Here is a 4,954-nt window from a genome sequence, read left to right as displayed (position 1 = left end):
GCCCGCCGCAGCGCCGCGGGCACCGCGCCGCCGAGCAGAATCGGCGGTCCGCCCGGCTGGACCGGCCGCGGCAGCATCCGGCTTGGCGGCACCGTGTAGAACTCGCCGTCGAACGAGGAGACCTCGTCGGCCCAGAGCGTGCGCAGCACCGCCACGTACTCGACGGCGCGGGCCGCGCGCCGGGCCGAGGAGGCCCCGGTGGCGACGAACTCGGGCTCGTACCAGCCGTTACCCAGCCCCACGTCCAGCCGCCCGCCGCTGAGCACGTCGAGCGTCGTGGCCTGCTTGGCGAGCACCACCGGCGACACGAACGGCATGTTCACCACGGACACGCCGAGCCGGATGCGCGTGGTGTGCGCGGCGGCGTAGGTCAGCGCCAGCATCGGGTCGAGCACGCTGCGGTACACCGGCGCGAGCTCGTCATCCGCACCGGCCAGCAGCCGCTGGAAGGACCACAGCGAGTCATAGCCCAGCTCCTCGGCGCGCCTGGCGAACCGCACGACGTTCTCCGGGGTGGCCCATGCGCCCGACACCGGCGCTCCGAGTCCGATCCTCATGGCCCCAACCTAAGCCTGGAATGTTCACCACGGACACGCCGAAGCGGGGCACCTTGTGGAGCATCGCGTGAGTCTTGGATCGACCAACGTGACCTCAGGGGAACGTGACGGCACCCAGCCACCAACAACCGAATATCCGCACCATGCGCAGAGACGCAACGGACACTTTGAATTCCGGGGAGGCAGAACAGTTCCGCAACATCCCCTGATAGGCCCGGCTGGGCACGAATCTGCGGAGCTAGACTGCCTGGCATGCCAAAGCTGCGGATCAGCGAGGCCGCGGACCTGCTGGGCGTCAGCGACGACACGGTGCGCCGCTGGATCGACATGGGCCGGCTCCCGGCCGTGCACGCCGACAACGGGCGGATGGCCGTCGAGGGCCAGGAGCTCGCCGCGTTCGTCCAACGGCAGGCCGAGGCGCCAGAGCCCGGCGTGACGGTCGCCGCCTCCGCGCGCAACCGCATGCGCGGCATCGTCACCCGCGTCGTCAAGGACGGCGTGATGGCCCAGGTCGAGATGCAGGCCGGACCGTTCCGGCTGGTGTCCCTGATGTCCAGGGAGGCAGCGGAGGAGCTCGGCCTAGAGGCGGGCAGCGTCGCGGTCGCCTCGATCAAGTCCACGCACGTCGTCGTCGAGATCCCGGAGTCCTGATGAGCCGCTCCCTCGCCATCGTCGCGCTGCTCGCCCTCGCTATGGCCGGGTGCGGGTCCGCGGACGCGGGCGACAGCGGGGAGATCACCGTGTACGCCGCGGCGTCGCTGACCGAGTCGTTCACCGAGCTCGGCGAGCAGTTCGAGGCCAAGGAGGGCACGAAGGTCACGTTCAACTTCGGCGGCAGCTCCGCGCTCGCCAAGCAGATCGTCGAGGGCGCCCCGGCCGACGTGTTCGCGGCCGCGTCGCCGACCAACATGGACCAGGTGAGCGCCGTCGAGCCGACCACCTTCGCCCGCAACAAGCTGATGATCGCCGTGCCGAGGGGCAACCCCGGCGACGTCACCGGCCTGGCGGACTTCGCCGACGACGGCCGCACGATCGCGCTGTGCGCCGAGGAGGTGCCGTGCGGCGCCGCCGCCACGAAGGCCTTCGGTGCCGCGGGGCTCACGCCGCGGCCGGACACCCTGGAACGGGACGTGAAGGCCGTGCTGACCAAGGTCCGGCTCGGCGAGGTCGACGCGGCGCTCGTCTACCGCACCGACGTGCTGGCGGCCGGCGACGAGGTCGAGGGCATCGAGTTCCCGGAGGCCGACGAGGCGGTCAACGAGTACCCGATCGCCATGTTGGAGGACGCGCCGAACCCCGAGAGCGCCCAGCGGTTCCTCGACTTCGTCCTGTCGGGCGAGGGCGAGGCGGTGCTCACGAAGGCCGGCTTCGAGAAGCCATGAAGCGGCGGCTGCCGCTCGTCCTCGTCATACCCGCGTTGCTGGGCCTGGCCTTCCTCGTCGTCCCCATGGCCGGGCTGCTCGTGCGCGCGCCCTGGGCCACGCTCGGCACGCAGCTGGTGAGCGCCGAGGTCGGGCAGGCGCTGACCCTCTCGCTCGTGTGCGCGAGCCTCGCGACGGTGGTGTGCCTCGTGCTGGGTATCCCGCTCGCCTGGCTGTTGGCCCGCGGCGAGCTGCCCGGCCGCGGCGTGCTGCGTGCCCTCGTCACCGTCCCGCTCGTGCTGCCGCCGGTGGTCGGCGGCGTGGCGCTGCTGCTCGTGCTTGGCCGGCGCGGGCTCGTCGGGCAGTACCTGCACGAGTGGTTCGGCATCTCGCTGCCGTTCACCACCGCCGGCGTGGTCGTGGCGGAGGCGTTCGTGGCCATGCCGTTCCTGGTGATCGCCGTCGAGGGCGCGCTGCGGGCGGCCGACCCGCGTTACGAGGAGGCGGCCGCGACGCTGGGTGCGTCGCGCTGGCTGACCTTCCGGCGGGTCACGCTGCCCTCGATCGCGCCGGGCGTGGTCGCCGGGACCGTGCTGTGCTGGGCACGTGCGCTCGGCGAGTTCGGCGCCACCATCACGTTCGCGGGCAACTTTCCTGGTAGGACGACGACCATGCCGCTCGCCGTCTACCTCGCGCTGGAGACCGATCCCGGAGCCGCGATCGTGCTCAGCATCGTGCTGCTCATCGTGTCGGTCGTGGTGCTGGTGAGCCTGCGGGACCGGTGGATCAGCGGAGTCTCCTGATGCTGCACGCCGACCTGCACGTCAGCCGCGCCACCGGGTTCCGCCTCGACCTCGAGCTGACCGTCGAGCCGAGCGAGGTCGTCGCGCTGCTCGGGCCCAACGGCGCCGGCAAGACCACCGCGCTGCGGGCGCTCGCCGGCCTGCTGCCGGTCACGTCGGGGTCGGTCCGGCTCGACGAGACCGTCTGGGACGAGCCGCCGCGGGTGTTCGTGCCGGCCGAGGAGCGGTTCGCGGGCGTGGTGTTCCAGGACTACCTGCTGTTCAACCACATGAGCGCGCTGGACAACGTCGCATTCGGACTGCGCGCGCAGGGCGTGGCCAAGGCGTCGGCGCGCGGGCTCGCCCTCGAGTGGCTCACGAAGGTCGGCCTGGCGGAGTTCGCCGGCACGCGGCCGCGGTCGCTGTCCGGCGGGCAGGCGCAGCGCGTGGCGCTGGCGCGGGCGTTGGCGACGGGGCCCGCGGTGCTGCTGCTGGACGAGCCGCTCGCGGCGCTGGACGCGAGCAACCGGCTGCACATCCGCGCGGAGCTGGCGCGCCACCTCGACGAGTTCCCGGGCCACACGGTGCTCGTCACCCACGACCCACTGGACGCGATGGTGCTGGCCGACCGGATCGTGATCATCGAGGGCGGCCGGGTCGTCCAGACCGGACCGCCCGCCGAGGTCGCCCGGCGGCCGCGCACAGACTACGTCGCGCACCTCGTGGGCCTGAACCTCTTCCGCGGCAGGGCATCGGGCACCACGGTGACGCTCGACGGCGGCGGCTCGTTCACCGTGGCCGAGCCGGCGGAGGGGGCGGTGTACCTGGCTTTCCCGCCGACCGCGGTGAGCCTGCACCCGGCCGAGCCGGCGGGCAGCCCCCGCAACAGCTGGCCGGTGACGGTCGCCGACCTGGAGCAGCACGCGCACACCGTGCGGGTCCGGCTGGACGGCACGCCGCCGGTGCTGGCGGACATCATGCCGGTCGTCGTCGCCGAGCTGGACCTGCGAGCGGGCACCCCACTGTGGGCGACCGTGAAGGCGACCGAGGCGCTCACCTACCCGGCCTGAAGGTTTGGCGCCGCGCCGGCCGGCTACCCCGGGGGACATGCCGGAGCTTCCCGATGTCGAGGGTTTCCGCGGGGTCCTGGCCGATCACACCCGGGCGGAGATCCGGCGCGTGGACGTGCTCGACGCGCAGGTGCTGCGCGGGGTCAGCGGCCGGCGTCTCGACGACGCCCTGCGCGGCCACCACTTCACCGCGCCGCGCCGGCACGGGAAGTTCCTCGTCGGGCCCCTCGACGGGGGCGCGGCCGTGCTGTTCCACTTCGGCATGACCGGCGAGCTGCGCTGGGCCAGGGACGGCGACCGTCACCCGCACGACCGTGTGGTCTTCGTGCTGCCGGGCGGCGAGCTGCGCTTCCGCGACATGCGCAAGCTGCAGGGCATTCGGTTCGCGGCGGACGACGACGCGGTGGCTCGGATACTCGGCGGTGTCGGCCCCGACGCGATGGACGTGGGACGCGAGAGGTTCGCCGAGCTGCTCACCCGGCGGCAGGTGAAGGCCACGCTTACCGACCAGTCCGTCATCGGCGGCATCGGCAACCTGCTCGCCGACGAGATCCTCTGGCGCGCCCGGATCCACCCGCGCCGCAAGGGCGCCGACATGTCCACAGAGGACGTCCGCTGGCTGCACGCCAGGATGCGAACCGTGCTGAGCGCGGCGATCCCGACCGGCCGGGTGCCGCCGCGGAAGTCGTGGCTGACCGGCCGCCGCGACGAGCCCGCCGGCTCCTGCCCGCGCTGTGGCACCACGCTGCGTCACGGCCGGGCCGGCGGCCGCGGCACGGTCTGGTGCCCCAGCTGCCAACCCGAGTAGCCGAGCACCGATATCGTCGACGCCGGACATGCTTGGGGGGTCGACATGCGTGCACTCGTGGTGGAGCCGACCGCGCCGGAGGGCGTGCGCCTCGCCGAGGTCGCCGATCCGGTGGCGCGGGGCGGCGTGCTCGTGGAGGTCCGGCACGCGTCGCTGAACCACGGCGACCTCAACGACGCCCGCTCCGGGCGGGTGCAGCCGGGCTCCGTGCTCGGCTCCGACGTCGCCGGCATCGTGCTCTGGGGCGGCTCGCTCGCGCCGGGCACCCGCGTGGTGGGGCTGGCACCGGGCGCGTTCGCCGAACGGGTAGTGATCTCCGGGGACTCGCTGGCCGAGGTGCCGGCCATGGTCGACCTCGCGCAGGCCGCGGCCCTGC

Annotated in this window: 7 protein-coding genes; 6 read left to right on the top strand and 1 reads right to left on the bottom strand. The window is 73.1% G+C overall.

The genetic code is table 11. The features are described from left to right. A partial coding sequence (locus tag ACRDSK_RS31845; RefSeq protein ID WP_431445109.1) for an LLM class flavin-dependent oxidoreductase occupies positions 1-557 on the bottom strand: 557 nt, incomplete at its 3' end. Positions 558-809: 252 nt separating this feature from the next. Between ACRDSK_RS31845 and ACRDSK_RS31840 the strand changes: the two genes are divergently transcribed. The 6 genes from ACRDSK_RS31840 to ACRDSK_RS31815 all read left to right on the top strand — a co-directional run. Next, positions 810-1,208 (top strand): TOBE domain-containing protein, encoded by a 399-nt coding sequence (locus ACRDSK_RS31840; RefSeq protein ID WP_431445108.1) that lies wholly within the window; start codon positions 810-812, stop codon positions 1,206-1,208. Beyond that, on the top strand, positions 1,208-1,939 hold the full coding sequence (modA, locus tag ACRDSK_RS31835; RefSeq protein WP_431445107.1) for a molybdate ABC transporter substrate-binding protein: 732 nt from the start codon (positions 1,208-1,210) through the stop codon (positions 1,937-1,939). Before ACRDSK_RS31840 ends, modA begins: the two co-directional genes overlap by 1 nt. After that, positions 1,936-2,721: a molybdate ABC transporter permease subunit gene (gene modB, locus ACRDSK_RS31830; RefSeq protein ID WP_431445106.1), complete on the top strand. Its 786-nt coding sequence runs from the start codon at positions 1,936-1,938 to the stop codon at positions 2,719-2,721. The genes modA and modB overlap by 4 nt, the downstream gene beginning before the upstream one ends. Next, positions 2,721-3,770, top strand: coding sequence for an ABC transporter ATP-binding protein (locus ACRDSK_RS31825; protein ID WP_431445105.1), 1,050 nt, complete (start codon positions 2,721-2,723; stop codon positions 3,768-3,770). Before modB ends, ACRDSK_RS31825 begins: the two co-directional genes overlap by 1 nt. Before the next feature lie 37 nt (positions 3,771-3,807). After that, positions 3,808-4,578, top strand: coding sequence for an Fpg/Nei family DNA glycosylase (locus ACRDSK_RS31820; protein ID WP_431445104.1), 771 nt, complete (start codon positions 3,808-3,810; stop codon positions 4,576-4,578). Between the two features lie 45 nt (positions 4,579-4,623). Beyond that, on the top strand, positions 4,624-4,954 hold a 331-nt coding region (locus tag ACRDSK_RS31815), incomplete at its 3' end, for an alcohol dehydrogenase catalytic domain-containing protein (protein WP_431445103.1).

It is taken from the genome of Actinophytocola sp. (genome assembly GCF_050699915.1).
Lineage (GTDB): Bacteria > Actinomycetota > Actinomycetes > Mycobacteriales > Pseudonocardiaceae > Actinophytocola.
Note: the sequence above shows the minus strand (reverse complement) of the source record. Positions and strands in the feature narration are given on the sequence as shown.